The organism is Candidatus Afararchaeum irisae (genome assembly GCA_034190545.1).
GTDB lineage: Archaea > Halobacteriota > Halobacteria > Halobacteriales > Afararchaeaceae > Afararchaeum > Afararchaeum irisae.
In genome coordinates this window covers 1-22,794 of sequence record JAXIOF010000074.1, presented here as the reverse complement: position 1 = coordinate 22,794, position 22,794 = coordinate 1, and the positions used below count along the sequence as shown (strand labels likewise).

The following is a 22,794-nucleotide window of genomic DNA, read 5'->3' as shown; positions in this document are numbered from 1 at the left end:
AGGACACCGTGCTCGCGCTCGTCGTGAAGAACTACATGGAGTACGATTACGTCGTGGGGAATCCGCCGTACGTGCGCATCCAGAACCTCCCCGACAAGCAGAAGGAGATGATGGATACCCTGTACGACGCGACCACGGGCAACTACGACATCTACAGTCCGTTCTACGAGCGGGGCCTCGACTGGCTCCGCGAGGACTCCGGGAAACTGGGATTCATCACGCCAAATCAGTTCATGGTCACGGACTACGGCGAGGGTCTGCGCGAGGTACTGCTCGACGAGGCCCGCATCGAGGAGGTCTACGACTTCCGGGACTCCGGGGTGTTCGAGGACGCGACGAACTATCCGGCCATCGTGATTCTGGCGGACGAACCCGAGGAGGCCAGCCGGGAGGACAACGAGATTCGGTGCGTGCGGGTGAAAGCCGACACCGACGACGAGAGCGGACGTGAACTCGACGCGGCCATCATCGAGGCGGTGCGCGAACACCGCGGCGAGCCGGGATACTCGGACGAGTTCATCGACGTGTTCGACTTCCCTCAGTCGAAACTGACGGCTGACGACTACTGGGCGATGATGCCGCCGGGGGAGTTGCAGGTCTTCGAGAAACTGGAGTCGAAAGCGGATGATACCCTCGAAGAGATTACCGATTCAGTCTCGCACGGAACACAGACCAGTGCGAACAAAGTTTACGTAGTTGACGTTCTGGACGCCGAGCGCGTTGAATCGGGAGATACTGGTGGAACAGTAACTATCGTTCCCTCCGGCGGTACAGAGGAGTATGAGATTGAAACAGACCTGCTAAGACCCTGGCTTCAGGGTCGTGACGTTCAACGTTGGCGGGCAGAGTGGTCCGGCCAACACGTCGTGCTACCTTACTCTGTTCAGCGAGTAGGGGAAGACGAACTTTCAGCATCACTCATCGATTCCGAGACGTTGCAAAGCGACTACCCGCTAGCGTGGGACTTCTTCAAGGCTCACGAGGAGAAACTCCGTGGGCGGGAGGGAGGCCGCTGGGAGAACAGCGACAATTGGTGGGAGTTTGGGCGACCACAAAACTTGGAAAAGTTCGAGATACCGAAAATTGTCTTCGCCCACATCAGCGAGGACGCGACGTTCATGCTTGATGAGGTCGGCACGTGGTACTACAAAACCGCATACTCGGTCCTTCTCGAAGACGACTACCGCGACCTCACCGAGGAGATGGCTTGTCAGTTGAACTCGAAGGCGCTGGACTTCTACTTCAAGCACATCACGACGGTCAAGATGGGCGGTTTCTACGAGTACCGCTCGCAGTACGTCGAGAAACTGCCCTGCAAGACCGAGGACAGCGCGGGCGCCTTCGGGACGATGCGCGAGAGGGCCGGCGAAATCGTGGATACCATCGACCGCGACAGCAAGAACGACCGCTTCCCCGAAGCGTACCTCGGCGACTACGACGGCGAACTCGACTACGTCACCTACGAGTGGCAGACCCGCCGGTATCCGGTGAACGCCGAGATGCAGGGTGACGTGGATGGTGACTTCACCGTACAGGCCGGGCGGTCGGACACCATCAACGACCCGGCGATGTATTCCGACGACCGCGAGATGCGGAAGAAACGCGCTGAGTACGTCCATGCCGCAGTAGACGGGCGCAACGTCAAGAGCGGCGAGGAGACGACCATCCCGATACCGAGGACTGACGAAGGCGTAGAAGAGCTTCTCAGTAATCTCGAAGAAGATCGTAAAGAAGTACGGCAAACCGACATAGAGGAACTCGAAGCTGATATTGACGAGGCTGTGTACGATCTGTTTGACTTGACTGAGGAAGAACGTCAGGTGATCGAGGAATATTTGGAAGTATTCTGATCTACTCAGATCACAGAAGCCCTCCCTCGTCCTCGTCGAGTGTCTCGTACCTAACGTCGTCGTTGTAGTCGGTGTAGTAGCCCGCTGAGATTGCTCTCTTTATCTTGTCCCTGTTCTCACGTGTGATCTTCGAGTTCTTGTCCGCCCTCATCACCGCGCGTGGGACGTCCCTCTTCTTCGCCGCCTCCTTGAGAACCTTCGCGCGCACCTTACGTCTCTTCTCGTCTGTGTCGACTACCATGTAGGGTGCGTCGGCTCTCATCACCGTCCCGAGGCTCGGGAGACGGTAGTAGAAGAAAGATCTCCTGTACCTCTCGATGTCGTAGTCGAGCGAGTCCTCGACAGGGCTGAGCACCTCCGCCTCGCCCGAGTCGAAGACGACCTTCTCCTCGACGAACCACGGTGTGTAGGGTATGTAATCTATCGACGACTCGTCTCTCAGAGCCTCTCCGATAAGCTGGTTGTCCTTGTTCCAGAGTACCTCGTCGTCTGTCTTGTCTTCGAGAGACCGTATTAGGGTGCTTGAGTTCGAAGTCTTGACTATCCCCACGACGGGAAGACCCCTCTCGTACTGGTGTTCGACCACACGGACGTACCTCTCGGCTATCTTCCTCAGGACGTCTGCGACGGAGAAGGCGCGGTTCTCGCTGAAGTCGAGCGACCTCAGAACCTGAGTAGGGTAGATAGGTCCGTCTATGAAGAGTATGCTGTCTATCGAGTCGATGTTTCCGAGGACGTGGGTACTCTCGGAGTTCTTCTGTGCGACCGCCGATACCGTCTTTTCGAGGCGTCGAGTCTCGTATATCTCCGACTCGGGGAGACGTGTGATATTGACGTCTATCTCGGAGCTCTCGTCGAGAGTTGAGGGTATCTCGGCGTCTCCCTTGTAGTAGTAGGTGATCTCGACAGTCCCTTTTCTCTCTATCTCGGGGTCGGCGTCGCCCGTCGCCGCGATCTTGGCGTAAGCCGCGTTCGCGATCAAGCCGTTGTTGTACTCCATCGGCTGTGTCGTCGACGAGTCGACACCGTAGGTAGCGTCGTCCCACGGGTCGTCGTCCCACGCACCCAGAGACGAGAAGCTGACCTTTCTGGGTGCGAGATCGGAGTCGTCGACGGGTGACACGTAGCCGCCCTCGTCGGCGAGTGACGAGACCGCCTCCCTCGCCCTCTCTGGGTTCGAGTCGGCGTCTACGGGGAGTCCAGCGTCGACCCTCTCGAACGCCTCCTCTATCAGACGGAATGCTTCGATCTCCATCTTAATCACCTGCCCTCGAAATCTCGGCGTGGCTCGACTCCGTAGCGGGGTCGTACCATACCTCACAGTCGTAGTCGGCTCCGTGTATAAGGCTCTCGTCGTGTGACACAACGATCACCTGGGGAACGTCCCAGCTCTTTATCTCGTCTATGAGCCTCTCAAGCCTCCCGACATGCTGACTGTCGAGGAAGGTCGTGGGCTCGTCGAGTATAAATGGCGGGAGGGAGCCTCCCGATCCCCTCTCGGAGATGAGCCTGTATATTCCGGCTCTCAGCGATAGGCTCACAATAGCCTGTTCGCCCCCGCTCGCGTTCTCAGGGCTCTCGGTACTCCCGTCGGAACGTCTCAGACGTATCTCGTAGTCGTAGTCGTACTTCCTGTGTTCGGGAAGCTCTACCTCCTCTATGGTGACCGACTGGTAGCCCGAGTTCTGGTATATCTCGGAGAAGACGTCGTTCGTATACGTGTTGAGATGGGCTATGTACTCGTTCCTCATCTCCGACTTGACGTCGTCGTAGACAGAACGCAGTCTCTCGAAGTCTTCACGCACGTCCGACGCCCAAGACTCCTTCTCCTCTAATCTCCCTATCTTGTCCCCGAGTCTCCTCAGATCCTCAAGCTCCTTTTCGAGCCTCGACCTCTCGTCACGCAGTCGGTTGAGCTTCTCCCTCCTCTTTTCGAGTCCCTTCTTCCAGTTCTCGCGTTTCTCCTCGGCTTGGCGTCTCTTCTGTCTCAGACTCTCTATCTCGGTGTCAGTCGTCTTCTCCCTCAGATTCTCCCTGTCACGTTTTAGGTCGTCGATGGCATCGTTCGCGTCGTCTATACGTGACTCGGCGTGCTGGAGGTCTTTCTGTCTCTGATCGATGAAGCTCCTGTGACGCTCTATCTCGTCGTAGACCTCTATGGCGTCCTCGACCCTCTGTCTCACCGACTCGACCTCCTCGACGAGAGACTCGGCTTCCGAAAGCTCTTCTTCTGCCTCCTCTACCGTCTCGGTGACCTCGACTCTCTCCTCCTCAAGCTGTCTAATCCTCTCTTCTGTCTCTTCGAGGGCTTCCGAAGCCGACTCGACCTCGCTCCTCATCTCGTCTAACCTCTCCTCGACGTTATGTATACGCTGTCTCCTGTAACGCAGAGCCTCGACCACGAGAGACTTCACCTCGTCTATCTCGTCTTTCTCGGCGGCGAGCTCATCCCTCTCCTCTCTCTTCTCCTCGAGCTTACTCTCCGTCTTCTCTATCTCACGTCTCAGTTCCTCGACCTCCTCCTCGACGTGTGCCTCGTCGACCTCCTGTTTACACCGGGGACATCTTCCCTCATCGGCGAGTGACTCCACCTCGTCTATCTCGTCGCTGTAGGTCTCTATCCGAGTCCTGAGCGACTCTATCTCACCCGAGACCTCGTTTATGCGTGAGGTGATCTCGTCCTTTCTCTCGTCGAGGAGTCTGTCACGTAGCTCCTCAAGACTGTCGTCGTCGAAACCGTCTCCGACACCGACTGAGACGGCTCTCTGGCTCACCTCCGAGACCTTCTCGTCGAACTCCTGTCTCGCGGATTCGAGGTCGTCTTCGAGGTCTTCTATCTTGTCCTCAGCGGTCTCGATCTCGCGGCGTTTCGACTCCGCCTCCGACTCAAGTTCGTCTATCTCGTCGTCTATCTCGTCGAGACGTTCCTGATACGACCTGAGACGGTGACGTGTCTCGGTCTCGTCCTCCCTGAGGCTGTCACGCAGACTGTTGACCTCGTCGAGCGACCCCTTGGCTTTCTGCTTCGAGCCGAGACGGAGTCTGTCGATCCCGAGACCCTCCGTCTCAACAGTCTCCTCCCCGAGGCTTTCTATCTCGTCCTTAAGCGACTTTATCTCATCACGTCTCTCGATTATCTCCGACTTCGCCTCGTCGCGTTTCTGTTTGGCTTTTTGCTTCTTACGTCTCTCCTCCTCTATCTTCTCCGACCTGTCTTCTATCCTCTCCTTGACCTCCTCGTAAGACTCTATACTCGTGTCTATCTCGTGGAGATACCGGTTTACTTCCTCGATCTTCTCCTCGCCGTTCTGTATCTCCGACTCGACCTCGTCTATACGTGAAGTCAGGTCGGCGATCTCGTCGTCGTACTCCTCCTCCGTCATCTCATACTCGTCGAGATCCTGTCTGTACGCCTCGTGTCTCGAACGGCTCTCTTTTCTGAGTCTCCCGGCTCCCGTGATCGCGTCGCTGGCACGCTGTCTGTACTCGTCTATCTCGTCAAGCCCGAGGAGTCCGTCTATCACGACGGCGCGGTTGTCGGCGTGTACGAGCTTAGTCATCTCTGTCTGGCGGACATAGACCGAGTTGGTGAGGTCGTCGCTGTCCATACGTATGATGCTACTCACCCTGTCTGTGACGTCCCTGACGCCGGTCACAGTCTCGCCCCCGGGGAGTTCGAGGCTCGCCTTCGAGCCGCCGTCGGTTTTTATTCTCCAGTCGACCTCATACTCGTTACCCCCTGCCTCGAAGACTAAGCTGACACGTCCCTCGTCCTCGCCCCGCCTAACGAAGTCGTCGAGCTTCGACTCGATTCCGCGTGATAGGAAGAGCCCTCCGAGTATACCCATAAGGAGAGACGTCTTACCGACTCCGTTGTCTCCGTGTATCAGAACCGCTCCGTCGGGGAACTCGACAGTCTCGTCTCTGTAGCTCCGTATGTTACGGAGACGTAGTCTCTTGAGTCTCACGTCTCGACCTCCGTCTCGTCGTCGGAGCCGTTAGTCTCGGTATTAGCCTCCGAGAAGACCTCGTCCTGTCTCTGCCTCAGACGTTCCTCGACTACGTCGTCTGTTCTCGACTTTGGGAGGTCTCCGTTTCTGATTTCGTCGTCTATCTCGACGGCTATCTCCGACAGATCCGACTCGGAGACACGCTGGCTTATCATCTCGTCTATGTCCCTCACGTCTCCGAACTCGGTCTCGGCGTCGACCTCGAACCCGTGGGTGTCTCTTTCGTCCCTGACGTTACAGACAGCGGCTCCCTCTTCGACAGCGACCTTGTGAACGTCGTTCGCGGTTATGTTTCCGCGGCTGCCAGTCAGAACCGGAACGACTGTCTTGTCCTCTATGTCACGTCTCTCGAACTCGTCTCTGACGTCTGAGACTGTTGTCTGTTTCTCGACATCTACCGTAAACTCGAGGAGTTCTCGGGCGTCGATCTCTATCCGTCTTCTCTTCATCTCACCGCCGTCGAAGCTGAGTAGATGAACGCGTCTCGGCTGTGTCTCACCCGACGAGACCCTCTCAGTCGAACCCGCGTACCAGACCTCGACGTCTCCGACGGTCGCACTCACGGCTTCGTGGTAGTCACCGAGTGCAAGTCCGTCGATCTCGACGCCGAGTCTCTCTATGACGTCTCGTGTGTCGTGATCCGAGAGGATTTCGGGGACAGGAGGGTGTAAAAGCTGGTGCATACAGACGAGTCGGTAGAGGTCGTCGTCTGTCTCTTGAATCTCCAAGTCAGCGGAGTCCCACGAAACTCGGCTCACCGAGTCTATGCCGTAGACTGCGACCTCATCTCCCAGTACGACGGGGTTCTTCGAGAGACGTTCTGCGACACCAGTGCGTTCGAGTAGATCGAGCCACTGTCTGTCGATCTTCCTCTCATGGTTTCCGACTATTCCGTAGAAGGGTATCCCTTCTTGTCTCAGGGTTCGGAGGACGTCTATGCAGTCGGTGAGGTCTGTGAGCGAGGGATCACGCGAGTCGAAGAGGTCACCCGTATGTACTACGGCATCGACGTCCCTCTCTACGGCGACCTCGACCGCTTCCTCGAAGGCGTCGGTGAAGTCCTGACGCCTCAGGTCGCTCCGGTACTGTCTGTATCCGAGATGTGTGTCGCTCAGATGGAGAATATCGACGGTCACTACAGTGGGATATAACCGCGACAAAGATATTAGTTTCGAGACCACAGACCGGTGGATTTTCGTCGGGGTCGTGTCTACAGACGACATGGTCATCGAAGCCCTGTTTCTCTTCGGTCTCGCGGCTGTCTCGTCGGTGGTTATCTGGAAGTCGTCTTCTTACTTCGAGGACTCCGCCGACAAGCTCGCCGCCTACTACGGCTTACCGGGTATCGTTCAGGGAGCCGTGATCGCCGCCGTGGGGTCGAGCATGCCCGAGATATCTGCGACAGTCCTCTCGGCACTCAGGGGTGAGTTCGAGATAGGGGTCGGAGCCATAGTCGGCTCCGCGGTATTCAACATACTCGTGATACCCGCTCTCTCGGTCTTGTACAACGGGGGAACAGTAGAGATCGACCGCGACATAGTCTACAAGGAGACACAGTTCTACATGGTCTCTGTAGCGACACTTCTCCTCACCTTCTCGTTCGCAGTCATATACAACCCCGTCGGAGGAAGAGACCTCCTCGAAGGACGTGTCACACGTCTCCTAGCAGCCGTGCCACTCCTCCTGTATCTCCTGTATGTCTTCATACAGTACCTCGACACTGCTGACTACGACGCCCCCGAGTCGGACGTCTCGCCCGCGAAGAACTGGGCTGTCTTAGCCGTGAGCTTAGGCGTCATAGTCGTCGGAGTCGAGGGTCTCGTGAGATCCGCCGAAGGTCTCGGTGAGGTATTTGACACGCCGGCTTTCTTCTGGAGTCTGATTGTCGTCGCCGCGGGCACGAGCCTACCCGACGCCTTCGTGAGTGTCGAAGCCATGAGATCGGGGAAGGGAACCGTGAGCCTCGCCAACGTCTTAGGTAGCAACACATTCGACCTCCTAGTCGCTGTTCCCGCGGGTATAATGATTGTCGGGACAGACACAGTGGTCTTCTCACACGTCGTTCCCATGATGGGCTTTCTAGTACTCGCCACAGTCGTCCTGTTCGTCTTCCTCAGGACAGACCTCAAACTCAGCAGACGCGAAGCCTACCTCCTCCTAGGAGTCTACGGCGTCTTCGTCGTCTGGATTCTGGCTGAGAGCGTGGGTGCCGTGGGTCTCGTGAGATAGAGTAAGGTAGGATCAGACACCCCAGAAGAAGGCGATCCCTCCGGTCGTGACGGCGGCGAGTAATATCTGGAGAGGACCGCCGACACGGAGGTAGTCGGTGAACCTGTATCCACCCGGACCGTAGACGAAGAGGTTGGTCTGGTATCCCACGGGGGTCATGAAAGCCGTCGAAGCCGCGAAGGTAACTGCGAGGACGAACGAGAACTCGTTGGCACCGAGACGTGACGCCGCCTCTACTGCGACAGGGATCATGAGGACTACACTCGCGTTGTTGCTGACAATGTTGGTGAGTAACGCGGTTACGAGGTAGAAGAGAGCGAGGACACCGATAGGCGGGAGGAAGTTAGCACTGCTAACTACGAGATCGCCGAGGAACCGGGCTCCTCCCGTCTTTTCGAGCGCGATTCCGAGAGGTATGACGCCCGCGAGGAGGAAAAAGACGTCCCAGTGAACCGCGTCGTAGAGCTCGTTGGGTCTGATACAGCCCGTGACCACCATGGCTAAGACGCCCGCAAGTGCCGAGACGAGTATAGGCAGGACGCCGAATGCGGCGAGTCCGACCACACCCGCGACTACTCCTACTGCGATCTTGATCTTCGACGTCCTGAAGTTCTGTCTGTCGACCTCGCCCACGACGAGTATGTCGGGGTCGTCGCCGAGCATCTCTATGGTCTCGGTCTCGGTCTCTATCAGGAGTAGATCTCCGGGACGTAGACGGATCTCACTCAGACGTTTCTGTATCACCTCCGCGCCTTTCCTCACAGCCAGAACCGTCGAGTCGTACCTCTCCTCGAACTCGGCGGTTCGGATAGTCTCTCCCTCTAAGAAGGCTCCCGAGGTCACGACTATCTCGACGAGTGTCTTGCCCTCCTCGACTTCCTCTTCCTCAGGTTCGAGGCTGACACCCTCTATGTCGAGGAGAGACGCGAGTGTTTCCTGAGTCGCCCTGAGTACGAAGACGTCGTCGGGACGTACCGTAGTCGCCTCTATAGAGTCGGTGTCTGCGATCTCTCTGTCGCCATGGTGTATACGGAGAATCTCGAAGTCGAGGTTGACAGTGTCGAGTGCCTCTTTGACAGTCATCCCGACGAAAGGCGACCCCTCAAGGACTGTTACCTCCGAGACGAACTTCTCGGACTCCGACGTCTTCTCCTCGGGCTTTATCCTCTCGGGCGTGAGCCTCTGACCGACCGTCATGAGGTAGACGGTTCCCACGCGAGGACTATCACGCCGAGATGTGTGAACTCGAACATGCTGAAAGAACCGACGCCGAGACGTTCCGAGACGTTGCTCGCGAGTAAGTTTGTCGAGGTGCCTATCAGTGTGAGCATTCCTCCGAACATAGACGCATACGACATCGGAAGGAGGAGCTTAGACGGCGAGGTACCCTTCGACTGAGCGAGGTTGGTAACCATGGGCAGGAGGATAGCCACAGCCGCGGTGTTGTTTATGAACCCCGAGAGGGGACTGACTATACCCACTGTAGCACCCAGCTGTTTCGTCTCACTGTCTCCGGTTATCTCCGAGACGGTAGAGCCGAGCCTATGTATCGCTCCTGTGCGTCTCACCCCCTCACTCAGAAGCATCATGGCGAGAACCGTGACCGTCGCGGGGTTAGCGAAGCCCGAAATCCCCTCACGCGGCGATATCTGTGTCCAGGGTTCGAGAACCATCAGAGCCACCATTATGCCGATAGCTGTGATGTCTATCGGCACCGGCTCGGTCACGAAGAGGAGTAGAGCCACCAGAATAACCGTGAAGACTACGAGCATATCCGGAGTAAGCCCGAGTCCAAGTCTAAGTCCAACACCGAGATCGAGAGACATACCAGGACACAGTAACTCCTTCCGACGTAAAAACCCGACCCTTTAGAGAAACGAGAGAAGACGAAGAGACTAACCGTGTACTTCGTAGCCTGACTCGGTGACTCCCATCACAACCCAGTCGCTTCCCGACGGTACGAGATCTGTGACCGCCTTCTTGACACGTTCGAGATCCCCTGACTCCGAGTCGGCGACGAAGCAGTACTTGTCGTCCTGCCACTGGAAGGGGCACGCAGTCTCCCCGTCTGAGTCTTCTATCTCGGTCTCGGGAAGCGGCGCGATACGTACGACTTTGTCGTCCCTCTCGGCACTCAGTGTCTCGTCGTCGGAGTCGGCATCTACTGAGTAGCCGAGTCCCTCGAATATACGTCTCGCGCGGTCGGTCAGAAACCTCTTCTTAGACACTGTGGGTCGTGTGTCAACCATTCACGTGAAGATTGGTACGTGTTAACATAAGTCTTTCCCCGGTGTATTTCTTGGAGACCGGCGTATACTACACCGATGGGAAAGAGTTCAGAGACACAACCGATCCGCGCGAACCGGGAAGGCGCCGAATCCACGCAGGCGAAGATACAGACACGTGACCTGAGCCGTGAGATCGAGGGTGAGGCTGTCGTCGACTCGGTCTCGGTATCGGTCGAAGAGGGCGAGTTCCTGGGCGTCGTCGGACCGTCAGGAGCCGGTAAGTCGTCTCTTCTGCGTTTATTCAACCGTCTCGACGAGCCCACGCGAGGCACCGTACTCGTTGACGGAGTCGACTACCGAGAGATCCCCCCGAGAGAGCTACGTAGACGAGTGGGTCTGGTTCTACAGTCACCCGCACTCGTCGAGGGAACAGTCTATGACAACGTGACTATGGGAAGACGTCTGCGTGACGAGGAGTTCGACGACGAGGAGGTCGGGTCGCTTCTCGAACGTGTGGGTCTCGAGGGATACTCCGAAAGGGAGGTCTCGAACCTGTCGGGAGGAGAGGCTCAGAGAGTCTCGATAGCACGCACCGTCTTCAACAAGCCCGAGGTGATACTCCTCGACGAGCCGACTTCGAGCCTCGACTCGCGCGCAGAGGAGGCAGTTGAGGAGGTGGTTCTGAGGCTCAGGGAGACAGAGGGTATGACCGGTGTCGTCGTCACACACGACAAGTCGCAGGCGAGACGTCTGTGTGACACAGCGGTACGTCTCAGGGACGGACGTGTAACCCGGTCGGGGTCAGTAGAGGAGGTCATAGAGACGTGATCGAGTCTCTCGTCGAGAGCTTCGAGGATCCCGTGGTTCTGAAGGGTCTGAAACAGGTCGGAGCCGCGACAGCCATAGCCCTCGTAGTTCTGGCTGTGTCGAGCCTCAGAGGACTGGGTCTCGAAAGGGAGATGGGAGCCGCCTTCGTCAGGGGTTTCGTACAGGTTCTCTTGATGGGATCGGTCATAGGACTCATACTCACACTCCCCGTCTACTACGGCGGTGTCGTCCTCATCTTCATGCTTGGGGGAGCGGCTTGGATATCTAAGGATCGCGCCGAGGGGTTCCCCGGGGTTCTGAGGGTCGCCTCCGTCTCTGTGACCGTCGGAGCCACGACTGTGATACTGACTATGACAGCCGTGGGGGCGATAGAGCCGAGGATACGTGACCTCGTTCCCGTAGGTAGCATGGTGATAGCCAACTCGATGAAGACCAACTCGCTCGCTCTCGACCGTCTCAAGGACGAGATAGAGTCGAACAGAGAGAGAATAGAGGCGGGTCTCTCACTCGGAGCCGCTCCGTCACGTGTCGTCTCGCGCCACGTCGAGACGGGTGTACGTGCGTCCCTGATACCCGTGATAGACTCACTCAAGAGCCTCGGATGGGTCTGGATACCCGGAATAATGACAGGGATGATAATCTCTGGAACGAATCCGGTCTACGCCGCCGAGTACCAGTTCGTCATAATGGCGATGATCTTCGCAGGAGGAGGTCTCACAAGCATGACGAGTAGTCTACTCGTGACGAGGTACGCCTTCACTGACGCCGAACAGCTCAGGAGCTTCGACCGGAACCAGAACCAGAACCAGGAGAACCAGGAGGAGTAAACTTCTCGTAATCCGCCTCACACGGCGCGCCGTCGGCAAAGAGATAGAAGGACTCGGATACATCGGGGTTTCTGACTCCGATTATGCTCGAAGACGTCGTGCCCTTGTCGTCGTCCTCGTGGCTGTGGAGACAGACATCGATGTCGTCCCTCGAAAGAAGACACTCGGCTTCATCGACCCAGTCGTCGAGACCGAGTGACGGCTCAGGTAGGCTGTCGCTGACTCTTACCGCCTTGTCGTCGGGGTCGTCGAAACGCGAGTTGGTCACGACGTGAATCCCGTCTTCGGGGTAGACGAAGTCGAGGTCACCGTCGTAGACAGCCACGAAGGCGCGGGACGTCGTCCCAACGACGAGGTTGAAGCCCTCGTACTCGTTCTCGTCGACCGAGTGCCTGACGACGTCTTCGAGGTCTTCTATGTCACCTGACTCCGAGAGGACGTCGTCACACAGGAGACCGCGCGATCTAACCTCTGTCTCGTCGTCTGTGTTACTGTCTTGGCTGTCTCCGTCTTCTGTTTCTATATTGGTGACAGCCACCGATGTCCCTTCGGAGTTGAAGCCTATCCACGTCCCTCCCTCGCGCTCGTCACGCGGCGCGAAGATCCAGTCGACACTGTCCCCCTCATCCTCAGTCTCGCGCGTCTCAGGTGACGAGAACTCCCTGTCGTAGGACTCGTCACGGTTGGCAGCGATAACGACGGGGTAGGACTCGAAGACGTTCTTCGCGAAGAGTACGGTGCACATTTTAGATGCTAGATACGTTCGAGAACGGCGTCGATGTCTTCGGAGTTGTTGAAGGCGTGTACCGAGACTCTGACGCAGTGGGGGTCTGGTATGCTCCTAATCTCGACCGAGTCGTCTGAGAGACGTTCGACGAGCTTCTCAGGGTCGTCAGCCTCGAAGGAGACGAGACCCGACTCGTACTCTCTAGGACTTATGAGACGATCGTCGTCTATACCGTCCTTGAGACGGTCGGTGAGACGCCGTATCTCGTCCTCGACCTCTCCGAGACCGATCTCCTCGAAGGTCTTTACCGCCTCGGCGAAGCCGGCGTAGGTAGCCGCGGGAAGCGTAGCGATCTCGAACCGTCTCGCTCCGTCCTCGTACTCGAAATCGTCGTCGTTGGGGTTCTTGACGCCTCTGTACCCGACACGGCTCGATCTCGTTCCCTCCACGGCTTCCGAGTCGGCGTAGAGGAATCCGGCGCCCCAGGGTCCGAGGAGCCATTTGTGTCCCGTCCCTGCGACGAAGTCGGCTTCCCAGTCCTTGACATCGACACCGACCTGTCCCGGCGACTGGGCGGCGTCGACGAGAACCTTCGCTCCGGCGTCGTGGGCGATACCGACTGCGTCCTCAACGTCGAGACGTGTACCGTAGTTCCACGAGATAGAGCTGAGACAGACAATATTTGCGTCGGCGACGGCGTCCTTGAAGGCGTCCCTGTCGTCCTCTTCGCGCATGAGGTAGCCGTCGGTAGTCTCGGCGACCTCGACATCTATTCCGTGTAAGTCGCGGAGACGTTTCCACGGGAGTATGCCCGACGAATGTTCGATGTCAGTCATCACAGCCTTGTCGCCCTCTTCCCAGTCGAGTGCCTCGGCGACTATGTTTATCCCCTCGGTAGTCGACTGTGTGAGACAGATCTCGCTCTCATCGGAGTCTGCGTTTACGAGGCTCGCTACGGAGTCGCGGGTCTCGGCGAGGACGTCGGCTGCGGAGGTATACATCCCCTCACGTGCCGGAGAGTCGTACTCGTGGTACTCAAGGAACTCCTCCCCGGCTTCGACGACGCGCCTCGGAGACGGACCGCTTGCCCCTGTGTTGAGGTAGACGCAGTCGTCGAGTGCTGGCATGTCGCGTCTGAGGTCTTCGGTGTCCATCTTACTCGATAGAGGTTCTGTGAGATGTTAAAACAGATGGTCGTCGACCGTCCTCGCGCTCCCACCGACCTTCCAGACGCGTGACTCGACCCCGAGGTCTTCGACTTCGTCAGCGACCCTGTCGGCGTGTTCCTTAGTCGTGTTGAGGTAGGCGGTCGCTCCGGTGTCGGTCGAGAAGTAGACGGGGACGCCGTCGTCTCTCAGGCCGCGCGCGAGTTCGAGGAGTTCGAGTGTCTCGGGCTGCCAGTAGATCCAGTTCTCGGGTCCCGTCATAGTGACCGCGAGTAGCGAGAGTGAGTCGCTCTCGGCTGAGGAGAAGGTCTCGTCGAAGTCGCCGTCACGTAAGGACTTCCGCATCTCGGCGACAGCACCGTGTATGTACGCGAGACGGCTCTCGAAGAGATGCGACTCCGCCGCCTCGTCGTGTGCGCGCGCTGTGTGTTTGAACTCGGGGACGAGTCCGACGACTATCCTGAGGTCGTCCTCGTCGAATCCCGTCTGAATACGTTCGGACGCACACTCTTCGTCGACCATGCTCGTCCGGAGATGTGAGAAGCCTCCCGTTACGCTCCTCGTCGCAGAAGTCGCCCCACGTCGTGCTATAGCGGATATCTCCTCTAAGCTTAGGTCGAGACCCGCTGCCCTCACCGCGGCGACAGAGAGCGCTCCGAAGCCCGACGACGACGCGCCTAAGCCGACGTTTGACGGGAATGTGTTCTCCGACTCGACTCTTGCTCCCGAACTGACGTCGGATATCTCGCGCACCTTGTCGAGTATCTTAGATGCTCTCTCATACCCCGAGTCGTCTATCTCTTCTCCGTCGACTATCACGGTGTCGTCTTCGTGTCCGAACTCGACTGTCGTCTTGGTCGAGGACGGTGCGGTACAGACAGAGATCGAGTCGTGGTACGGGATACGGAGTTCGTCGTCACGTAGACCGTGGTACTTGATTAGACCCTGTATCGGATGGGCTATCGCAGTCGCCTTTCTCGTCATACTATACTCTGTTCGGGGTGGACTCAAATATAGTTCGGTCAAGTCGCTCTTGACGGGTGGGTTAGGCGGTTCGAAGTCTGACCCTGAAGACTGATCCCTCGGTTCCGTCGTGTCTGTCCTCTACCCAGACATCGCCGCCGTACTCGTCTACGAGTGTGTGGACTAAGTAGAGACCTATGCCGGTTCCCTCGCTTTCGAGTCCCTTCTCACCCTTTCCGAATATCTCCTCCTTCCTCTCGTCGGGAATCCCTAGTCCGTTGTCGGCTACCCTGACGACTGCGTCTTCACCCTCGACGGTTGCCGAGACAGTTACCTCGGCTACCTCCTTGTCGTTGTGCTGGACGGCGTTATTGAGTATGTTCCTGAAGACAGACTCCAGCATGTCGTTGGCAAGTACATCTACGTCGGGGACAGAACCGTCTACCGTAATAAGGGCATTTTCGTGGTTCGACTGTGCGTCGTCGACTTCGTTCTCAAGAGTCAGTCTCAGGTTCACGGGACATCTGTCGGCTTCCGACTGGAGCATTACCTCGGTGACGTCGCGCGCCGTCGTCGTGATGTCGACTGCGTCACGTGCGGCGTCGAGAACCTTCTCGATGTATTTCTCGCCCTCCTCCTCGACGTACATCTCTAGAGCGTCGGTGTAGGCTAAGACGAGCTGGAGGTCGTTACGTATGTCGTGGCGGACTACCTGGTTGAGGACTTCGAGGCTGTCACGCTGTTCTTCGAGCTCCTCCTCGTACTCCTTGAGTTCGGTCACGTCACGCGCGTATCCGAGAACAGCGTCCTCGCCGGTTCCGGGAACCTTGTAGGGTATCTTCGTCGTCTGTAGGACACGTTTCTCGCCGTCGGCGGTCGTTATGGTTTCGACGGGATTCTGCTTCGGCTCGCCTGACTCGATGACCTCGATGTCGTCACGTCGGAACTCCTCGGAGTCCTCGGGATTGGGGATGACTTCCTTCTCGAATGAGCCTTCGATCTCCTCGGAAGTTGACCCGTAGACGTCGGCTGTCTTCTGGTTTGCGAGGAGATACTTACCCTCTCGGTTCTTAGCGAATATCATATCCGGGACGAGATCTATTACCTGACGAAGCTCTTCACGTGCGTGTTTAAGCTCGTTCTCGTACTCCTTGTTCTGTGTGATGTCACGGTAGATCCAGAGATGACCGTCGTCGCCTAGCATCTCAACAGGTCGATGGGTTCTCTCAAATGTACGTCCGTCTACGAGTTGGATCTTTTCTTTATCGACCGGCTCGTTGCTCTCGACTATACTGTTGATACGTTCCACGAACCCCTCGGAGTCGACGAAGAGGTCTTTCATCTCGTCCGCCATCTTCTCACAGTCGTTTCCGACGACTTCGTCAGGATCTCCAGGTATGCCGAAGAGATCGAACATCTGCTGGTTAGTCTTCAGAACCCTGCGCGAGCTGTCCTCAGCCAGAACCCCGACGGGCAATGACTCGAAGAGAGTCGAGAGTAAGGCGTTCTTCTCCTCCAGCTCTTCCTCGTACTCGTTGCGCTCAGTGATGTCACGTGCGAGCGCGAGATACCGGGGCTCGCCGTGGACGTCTATCCTCGATACCCAGACCTCGACGGGATAGGTCGATCCGTCGGCTCGTCTGTGTCGGGTTTCGAGCTTCGCAGTCTCGCCCGGCTCCATCTCAGACCACATCTCACGCAGGTCTTCCTCGTCTTTCCCGGCTTCGAAGTCGGAGACATTCATAGAGAGTAGTTCGTCACGTGAGTAGCCGGTGTAGTCGACGGCACCCCGATTCACGTCCAGAATCTCACCCTCGGAGCCGTGTATAGCCATCGCGTCGGGTGCCTCGTCGAAGAGGACTCGGAGTCTCTTCCGGGCGCGTTCGAGGTCTTCCTCGTACTCCTTACGTTCGGTGATGTCACGTCCCGATCCCACGATCTTCTCGACACGTCCGTCGACGACGACAGGGGTTAACTTAGTCTGCCAGACACGCGTCTCATCGCCGAGTGTAATCTCTTCCTCGTAGGTCACCGTCTCCTGGCGTTCGACACATTCGCGGTAGTTTGCGCGTAGATCTGAGCCGAGATCCTCGCCGAAAGCCTCGACGGGAGTCTTGCCACGGATCTCCTCGGTCGACTTGCCTGTGTACTCCTCCTCTCTCTGGTTAAACCGCTGGAACCAAACCGTACCGTCTTGATCGACGTTGAGTAGGAAGAGGGCGTCCTGGACGTTCTCGAAGACCGAATCGTACTCACGCTTGAGGTCTTGTAGCTCCCGTGTCTTCTCCTTCGTCTCGGTTATATCCCGCCAGAATGAGACTGATACCGGCTCCCCCTCGTATATGACCCGGCTGACAGAAAGCTCGACAGGGACACGGTCGCCGTCTTCGGTTTGGATTTCGACCTCGTACCGGCTCGGAGCGGGTTTCCCCTCCATACGTGCTCGGTGGTACCCCTCGACCTCTCTGACGTACTCGGGCGCGACAGCCATCGTCTTTGACGAACCGAGTATCTCGTCGTCGGAGTAGCCAGTCATCTCCTGTAGACGTTGGTTGGCGTAGACGACCTCGCCGTCCTGTGCGACTAAGACACCGTCGTTACTCTCCTCGACGATGAGTTCGTAGAGTGAGTCGTTCATTGTTTCGGGGTTTTGGACTGATGGCTCAGACGTGACCTCAGGCTAGTTTAAACTATGCTGCCTCACACTGATTTATCTTTATACACAGACTCGTTTAGACGTACTTCAGTATATAAATATTAGTATATCTATAGTAAATTTTAGATATTAAAAGACAGTACTAACTGTCTTCAGTCTTGGTTCTAACCGAGATGGCGGATTAGTCGTCCGCCGCAATCCGAGAGTCGGTCACCTCGGGCTCTGAGTCTGACTCTGGTTTAGACCGGGTTTCGCCGGAGACGGATGTCCAGTCGAACTCGCCCTCGTAATCGAAGGCTCTGTGACCCTGAGTCGGATCGACGACCGTAAGAGAGAGCCAGCTGTTGTCGAGGAGTTGGGTCACCTCCTTGTGGTCTGACAGAACCTGGTTGACGCGTTCGAGTGGCGCGTGTATAACCGTCGAGAGACGCAGGGGCTTGTGGTATAGCTCGTCGTCGGACTTCCTGAGTGACTGGAGAGGTAGTCCGGTCATCAGGTCGCCGCCGTTGCCCTGGTAGACGCCGATGTTACCGACGGGGTTGTGTGTCACCTTCGATCCACTGCCGTAGACTGCGGTGTCGACGGCTGCGAAGTAGTACTGGCTGTTGATCCACTGTGTGACGACCATAGGTCCAGTCATGATGGCTTCGAGTGCGTCTCCGTCGGGGTCGGTAGACCAGTCATACGAGTGAAGGAAGGCTCTTCCGTCGAGATCGAGACCCGAGGTGAGCTGACGTGGTCCTATCACAAACGAGGCGTTGCCAGCGAGTCCCCATTCGGGACGTGTCTCTGCCCAGTCGGCAGACCGCCGCTCTGTCTCACGTATACCTCCGGAGTCCGAGTCTGAGTAACGTTCAGACGCTGCACCCGCGCGAGCCGTAGCGAGGTCCTCGCTGAGCTGTTCGAGTTCAGCCTCGTGGCTCTCGGGAACCCCGTCAGTGTAAAGCTCTATCTCGTCGGTCGTAGTGTTGTGTTCGCCGGCGACGAAGACCGTGTCGTCGGGTATCTCGAACCCGAGGTCTCGTAGCTCTTCTTGGACGGCGTTGTCGTTACATACAGTGGCTAGGACGCGTGCGTTTGGACCTCCGGGGTTGCCCGCACACGCGCCACAGTCGAGACTCGAACCGAACGGATTGTTCGTGGTTTCGCTCGCGTGACCCACGAAGACGACGAGACGCGAGAACTCCTCCCATCCCATGAGTTCAAAGGCTGTCGTGGCATACTCGACCTTGTCATCGAGGGTGAGTCCATCACTCAGACACTGATTACCCACAGACAGCTCACAGAACTCGTGGTGGTTGGGAACGAAGTCGTCCTTGGTTTCGAGGAAGTCATAGACACGTCTCGGGAGGAGTGTGCGGGTGGCAAGCATAGGACCGTAGCCACTGCCGGTGGCTTCGACGAAGTTGAAGACTGTAGCGGCGTTGCCCTTCAGAGTCTTCAGTAGATCCGTCGCGGCACCGAAGAGGTTCGTCCAGTGGTCGTGAGCGATACGTTCCTGGTTGCCCGTGTCGCTCGGGGAGTCGACTATGTAATGCTGTGTCTCGACGATAGGTGGGCAAGCGTCGGCAGCCACGTCTGTGTTGTAGCCCTTATAACGCATCGGAACCCCGAAGAAGCCGGCGTATCCGTGTGTCTCGTAGTCACCCGTCGCCTCTATGTGGCGGCGGATGATCTCCGAACGAGTATCGATACAGAAAACGAGCTGAGCGTCGGGTCGGTGGCTGTCTCCGTCGGTAGAAGTAGAGGTAGAGGTAGACGTGGAGCTCCGGCTCTGTTCGAGGCTCTCACTTTCTTCGGAGACTGCGTCGACGAGTTGATTCCTGTATGTGGCTTCCCATGCCGAGAGCCAGACAGCCGGGAGCGGTAACGTGACAGAGTCGTCATACGTGTCGGTTTGCGTAGGATTCGCGTCGTCGAGGAACCGGGGATCTGACGCCTCCTCGGGATGTATCGGCGCGTCGACTATATCCGCGAGAACTAACCGAGCCGCGACGTACTCGGTGAGTGTGATGGGATAAGCAGACTGCCAGCTATCGCCGTCGTCGATACGTTGTTTGATGAATCCCGTCCATCCCGGCAGAGCCGTAAGATGGTACTCGAATACAGTCTGCCACTCCGACCGAGGATACTCGCTGAGTATCTCTGATATGGCTTCGGCGGGGTCGGTGGAGAGCTCAGTCAGACGTTTCGTGTTGGGAACCTCGCCGTCGTTGCGAGCCACCGTTAGGAAGGCAGTATAGAAGCCCTCCTCACGGCTGGGCATCGACCAGTGGGCTTTCCCCTGGTCGAGGAATACCGAGAGCCACTTCGTCAGGAGTCTGTCGACCCTCTCGGTAGCCGACTCCTCGTCAGCCGTCGTATCATCTGAGGCTGAGTAGACGTCGCTCTCGGATTCTGCGATACGTCCGAGTGTAGCTTCGGGGTCAGGCGCGTATCCGTGTTCGACGAGCTTCGTCTTCAGGAGTTCGGTCTCGATATCCCCGTTCTCCCACGCCCGGCGGAAGACCTCGGCACTAGGGTAGCCGTCGCCTCCGAACAGCCGCGCGCCCTCCTCAACTGCCTCGTGGAACGGCTGATCCTCGAACCCCGAAAGCGGATTTGCGGTTACGAACGAGTGTAGGGGCCAGACCGAACCGACCTTGTCAGCTGTGGCTTCGATGCTACCGTGGATATCTGTGTCTGTTTCAGTACTCATTGTAGTCCTCCTTCGAAGTCAGTAATGTCTTAGACGGTGCCTGAGTGGCATTCACAAACGCCACGTAAAGACGTTCACTACGTCGGTATACGCCGGTCTCGATTGCGATGTAGGTTCCCAGGAAACCCGCAGCCACGACCGCGTGAACAGCCGTGAGTTCGGCGGGTGCCGTGACCGTCGGGACATCCACCATGACGTGTTTGATCGCGGTATAGACTAATCCGTAGACAGCGACCGCGGTCAGCGAGACGAGTGGTGCGACCCCGTACCGATACGTAGCCGGAAGGTCTGTGTTACTCACAGCACCCTGAGTCGCGTGTAACATCGTCAGAACGATGAGTCCGTTGAGGAGGAGCCCACTGTCGAGGCTCGTTCCCTTTCCGGTGAGTGCGGCGAAGACGACACCGCCCGCGAGTCCAGCCGCCACGGTTACGACGCCTCCGGCTACGCCGAGAGTCTTCTTCGTATGAGACTTGTCGGTGGGCTTGGTGTGTTCGACCTCCTCGCCAGACGAAAGGAACATGTAGGCTTTGTAAAAGCCGTGGAGAATCAGATGGGTGATCGCGGCACCGAAAAATCCGAGTCCGGCTTGCATAATCATGAATCCCATCTGTCCGACGGTCGAACAGCCTAGCCGGGACTTGGTGTCGACCTGAACCGACTTAAACAGCTTACCCAGCAAGGCACTCAGAGCACCGACGACGGTTATCACGAGCATTATAGTCGGATCGACGGTGATGACAGGAGCAAACCGAACGAAAAGAACTCCTCCTGCGTTGACGAAGCCGGCGTGCATCAGTGCCGAGGCTGGTGTAGGTGCCGTCATCGATCCAAGTAGCCACGTATGGAACGGTATGAGTGCCGACTGGATCATCGCCGCGAGGATCAGAGCCCCGGCAGCGACTGCCAGAAGAGGTCCATCTATGGCTGGTGTCGACGCCGTGATTCCGGAGACAGTGGTCTCGCCAGTCGCCCACCACAGGGCTGCGAGGGCGACACTGAGGAAGCCACTGCTGGCGACGAAGTAGTTACGCGCAACCGTCGCAGCAGCCTGTGCGTGTTGCCAGCCTCTGATGGTACCGATGAGTCTCGCCATCAGCAGACCCATCACCATCCAGAGTGATCCGAAGAGGGCGATATGGTCTGCCGCGACGAGTCCCATTACGACTAGAGTAAAACCGAACACAGTCGCGAAGAAGTCCGTCTTATGTCTGCTACCTGCCATGTAGCGGCGTGAGTAGCTGTGGACGATACCGCTGAAGAAGGTCACAACCGTCCACATCAGAAGAGTCAGTCCGTCGACTTCGAGTACTCCGGGAAGCCGGAGTCTTAGGTCGAAGACGACCCGGGCAACGAGTCCAGCCGTACTTACGACGAAGAGCGACCAGACGAGCCAGGTTAATGCGACAGGGACGAACGGCGACTCTGTTTTCGTGTCTGAGAGCGATCCCACCGTCTTCTTTGATGTGCTTCGTGACATAGTTGAGTCGGCTTCACGACTCGTCTCGGAAATACTGACGAGTCATATACCGTTATGGTCGTTTTCATCTGTATTACGAACAGATTGCCTATTAAACCTATCTATATTCACAGGTTGTTCGAAAGCAGCTTTATTAATCCTGTGATTTTTCGTGATGGTTCACGGGAAAAGCTGTCAGGGCTGAGCCCCAGAGCCGAGCCAAAGACTCAGCAGCCTAAGTCTAAGCTAAGCCGGAGAGGGTGTCAGGAGACTTCCCACCCGAACCGACGTGTCGTCGGGGATACGGCTCCGGATTGTCCGTGGACGGGTCTGACCATTGAAGGCGACTAGATACCGTCTGTCGGGAAAAGAGCCGTACACACCGTCTTGGTCGTGAACATAGCCAGCGACTGTGACTGAGGAAGGAAACACCTCGTTGAGGAACTCGGATTGGCGGCAGACGTTGTACTCCGCGAGTCGGTGACGTACCGTTCTGGGTGACATCGACTCCGTCAGAACCCCCTCCTCGAATCCGTCTCCGACGACCGAACAGAGAGGCTCAAGTCTCGTCTCGATCCCGACACGTGAGTCCGAAGTAGATCCAACCCAGTTCTCGTAGGCGTCTTCGAGAACCCTACAGTCAGTGTGTCCGGCTATAAGCACTGCTGAGATGTCGTACTGTTTCTTGAGACGTCCTATGTCGCGGTTGATAACCTCCTCGTAGTCGTCGTGACGAGCGTACCGGCTCCGTGCCTGGTTTGCGAGGGTCTGGAGAGTCAGGAGACTCCAGCTACTGTCGACAGGCCAGGGCGACCCGCTGGGTTCGCAGCCTCGCATCGAACACGAGAGTACGAGTCCAGTCTTGCCATCCGACCGACGTATACCGTCTCTTCGGGACTCTGTCGAGTCGTGAACTGAATCTACCACGGATTCGAGAGTATTGCGGTTCATCTAAGGACAGCTCACCTCTGTTCATACGTGTCAGTACCAGCGACTGACCTCTATGAGGTATTTGCTCGCTAAAAGTCATAAATTTACCGAAGCGTTCGATATATCGGATTAAAAGGACATACCGTTACACAGTGGGATGTAGCCTCCATCAACTACCCCACCCTACTTCGCTCGGTCTGACGACCTCGTCTGTAAATCTTTG

General features: G+C 57.2%; 15 protein-coding genes and 1 pseudogene. 4 read left to right on the top strand and 12 right to left on the bottom strand.

What is annotated here, in order from left to right; genetic code table 11:
- On the top strand, nt 1-1,850 hold a 1,850-nt coding region (locus SV253_08300), incomplete at its 5' end, for a TaqI-like C-terminal specificity domain-containing protein (GenBank protein ID MDY6776055.1).
- Between the two features lie 10 nt (nt 1,851-1,860).
- On the opposite strand, the gene SV253_08295 is transcribed toward SV253_08300, so the two are convergent.
- From SV253_08295 to SV253_08285, 3 genes are read right to left on the bottom strand one after another with little or no spacing between them, the layout of a single operon-like run.
- A complete protein-coding gene (locus tag SV253_08295; protein ID MDY6776054.1) occupies nt 1,861-3,105 on the bottom strand; it encodes a DNA double-strand break repair nuclease NurA in 1,245 nt (414 codons plus the stop codon).
- 1 nt (nt 3,106) lies between these two features.
- Nucleotides 3,107-5,818 carry an AAA family ATPase gene (locus tag SV253_08290; protein ID MDY6776053.1) on the bottom strand — a complete coding sequence of 904 codons (2,712 nt, stop codon included), beginning with the start codon at nt 5,816-5,818 and terminating at the stop codon, nt 3,107-3,109.
- Nucleotides 5,815-6,996 carry a DNA repair exonuclease gene (locus SV253_08285; GenBank protein MDY6776052.1) on the bottom strand — a complete coding sequence of 394 codons (1,182 nt, stop codon included), beginning with the start codon at nt 6,994-6,996 and terminating at the stop codon, nt 5,815-5,817. The genes SV253_08290 and SV253_08285 overlap by 4 nt, the downstream gene beginning before the upstream one ends.
- An 85-nt stretch (nt 6,997-7,081) precedes the next feature.
- On the opposite strand from SV253_08285, the gene SV253_08280 reads away from it, so the two are divergent.
- Entirely contained in the window at nt 7,082-8,089 is a 1,008-nt protein-coding gene (locus tag SV253_08280) for a sodium:calcium antiporter (protein ID MDY6776051.1), read from the top strand.
- A 12-nt stretch (nt 8,090-8,101) separates the two neighbouring features.
- On the opposite strand, the pseudogene SV253_08275 reads toward SV253_08280, so the two are convergent.
- Nucleotides 8,102-9,861, bottom strand: a pseudogene (locus tag SV253_08275) (SLC13 family permease).
- A 123-nt stretch (nt 9,862-9,984) separates the two neighbouring features.
- Nucleotides 9,985-10,338 carry a hypothetical protein gene (locus SV253_08270; GenBank protein ID MDY6776050.1) on the bottom strand — a complete coding sequence of 118 codons (354 nt, stop codon included), beginning with the start codon at nt 10,336-10,338 and terminating at the stop codon, nt 9,985-9,987.
- A 75-nt stretch (nt 10,339-10,413) separates the two neighbouring features.
- Between SV253_08270 and SV253_08265 the strand changes: the two genes are divergently transcribed.
- Nucleotides 10,414-11,145, top strand: a complete 732-nt coding sequence (locus SV253_08265; GenBank protein ID MDY6776049.1) for an ATP-binding cassette domain-containing protein — start codon at nt 10,414-10,416, stop codon at nt 11,143-11,145.
- Nucleotides 11,142-11,972 (top strand): ABC transporter permease, encoded by an 831-nt coding sequence (locus tag SV253_08260; GenBank protein ID MDY6776048.1) that lies wholly within the window; start codon nt 11,142-11,144, stop codon nt 11,970-11,972. The genes SV253_08265 and SV253_08260 overlap by 4 nt, the downstream gene beginning before the upstream one ends.
- Here SV253_08260 and SV253_08255 read toward each other — a convergent pair.
- The 7 genes from SV253_08255 to SV253_08225 all read right to left on the bottom strand — a co-directional run bounded on the left by SV253_08255 (nt 11,920) and on the right by SV253_08225 (nt 22,592).
- Nucleotides 11,920-12,717 carry an NRDE family protein gene (locus SV253_08255; GenBank protein ID MDY6776047.1) on the bottom strand — a complete coding sequence of 266 codons (798 nt, stop codon included), beginning with the start codon at nt 12,715-12,717 and terminating at the stop codon, nt 11,920-11,922. The two genes, SV253_08260 and SV253_08255, sit on opposite strands and share 53 nt — an antisense overlap.
- Before the next feature lie 8 nt (nt 12,718-12,725).
- On the bottom strand, nt 12,726-13,853 hold the full coding sequence (locus SV253_08250) for an aminotransferase class V-fold PLP-dependent enzyme (protein ID MDY6776046.1): 1,128 nt from the start codon (nt 13,851-13,853) through the stop codon (nt 12,726-12,728).
- Nucleotides 13,854-13,880: 27 nt separating this feature from the next.
- On the bottom strand, nt 13,881-14,849 hold the full coding sequence (gene mvaD / locus SV253_08245) for a phosphomevalonate decarboxylase MvaD (protein ID MDY6776045.1): 969 nt from the start codon (nt 14,847-14,849) through the stop codon (nt 13,881-13,883).
- Between the two features lie 61 nt (nt 14,850-14,910).
- A complete protein-coding gene (locus SV253_08240; GenBank protein MDY6776044.1) occupies nt 14,911-17,466 on the bottom strand; it encodes a PAS domain S-box protein in 2,556 nt (851 codons plus the stop codon).
- Nucleotides 17,467-17,665: 199 nt separating this feature from the next.
- Complete coding sequence (locus tag SV253_08235; protein MDY6776043.1) at nt 17,666-20,182, bottom strand: DUF2309 domain-containing protein; 2,517 nt, start codon at nt 20,180-20,182, stop codon at nt 17,666-17,668.
- Entirely contained in the window at nt 20,172-21,662 is a 1,491-nt protein-coding gene (locus tag SV253_08230; GenBank protein MDY6776042.1) for a proton-conducting transporter membrane subunit, read from the bottom strand. The genes SV253_08235 and SV253_08230 overlap by 11 nt, the downstream gene beginning before the upstream one ends.
- A gap of 225 nt (nt 21,663-21,887) precedes the next feature.
- Nucleotides 21,888-22,592 carry a PadR family transcriptional regulator gene (locus SV253_08225; protein ID MDY6776041.1) on the bottom strand — a complete coding sequence of 235 codons (705 nt, stop codon included), beginning with the start codon at nt 22,590-22,592 and terminating at the stop codon, nt 21,888-21,890.
- Nucleotides 22,593-22,794 lie beyond the last annotated feature (202 nt).

Coding starts and splice junctions, on each gene's coding strand:
- SV253_08295 (MDY6776054.1), bottom strand. CDS start 3,105: ATGGAGATCGAAGCATTCCGTCTGATAGAGGAGGCGTTCGAGAGGGTC.
- SV253_08280 (MDY6776051.1), top strand. CDS start 7,082: ATGGTCATCGAAGCCCTGTTTCTCTTCGGTCTCGCGGCTGTCTCGTCG.
- SV253_08270 (MDY6776050.1), bottom strand. CDS start 10,338: ATGGTTGACACACGACCCACAGTGTCTAAGAAGAGGTTTCTGACCGAC.
- SV253_08265 (MDY6776049.1), top strand. CDS start 10,414: ATGGGAAAGAGTTCAGAGACACAACCGATCCGCGCGAACCGGGAAGGC.
- SV253_08255 (MDY6776047.1), bottom strand. CDS start 12,717: ATGTGCACCGTACTCTTCGCGAAGAACGTCTTCGAGTCCTACCCCGTC.
- SV253_08250 (MDY6776046.1), bottom strand. CDS start 13,853: ATGGACACCGAAGACCTCAGACGCGACATGCCAGCACTCGACGACTGC.
- mvaD (MDY6776045.1), bottom strand. CDS start 14,849: ATGACGAGAAAGGCGACTGCGATAGCCCATCCGATACAGGGTCTAATC.
- SV253_08240 (MDY6776044.1), bottom strand. CDS start 17,466: ATGAACGACTCACTCTACGAACTCATCGTCGAGGAGAGTAACGACGGT.
- SV253_08235 (MDY6776043.1), bottom strand. CDS start 20,182: ATGAGTACTGAAACAGACACAGATATCCACGGTAGCATCGAAGCCACA.
- SV253_08230 (MDY6776042.1), bottom strand. CDS start 21,662: ATGTCACGAAGCACATCAAAGAAGACGGTGGGATCGCTCTCAGACACG.
- SV253_08225 (MDY6776041.1), bottom strand. CDS start 22,592: ATGAACCGCAATACTCTCGAATCCGTGGTAGATTCAGTTCACGACTCG.